1 pseudogene is annotated in these 500 nt (G+C 54.0%); it reads right to left on the bottom strand.

The window, feature by feature from the left end:
* Window positions 1-500 (bottom strand): annotated as a pseudogene (locus JK211_RS16845) (transketolase); the annotation flags it as partial.

Raw genomic sequence — 500 nt, forward strand, 5'->3', positions numbered from 1 at the left:
ATCTGACGGATTTTCATCAGTGCGGCCATACGTGCGGCATTACGCGCATATTCGACAAACATCAGGAAAGTTGCAGTGTACGGCAGGAACCCCCCGTGCAGTGCCAGGCCATTGGCGATAGCCGTCATACCGAATTCACGGACACCGTAATGGATGTAGTTACCGGCCGCATCTTCGTTGATCGGTGTTGAGCCGGACCACATGGTCAGGTTACTTGGTGCCAGGTCAGCTGAACCGCCCAGGTATTCCGGCAGCAACTTACCAAAGGTTTCGATAGCATTCTGCGACGCTTTACGGCTGGCAATATTCGCCGGGTTAGCCTGCAGCTGTTCGATATACTTCTGTGATTCTGCCTGCCAGTTTTCCGGCAGCTGTTCTGAGGTACGGCGGATAAACTCTTTCGCCAGCTCAGGGAATGCCTGACGGTAAGCGGCAAATTTGCTGTCCCAGTCCTGTTCTTTTTTCTGACCGGCGGCTTTGGCATCCCAGGCGGCATAGAT

Source organism: Tatumella sp. JGM130 (assembly GCF_018257525.1).
GTDB lineage: Bacteria > Pseudomonadota > Gammaproteobacteria > Enterobacterales > Enterobacteriaceae > Tatumella > Tatumella punctata.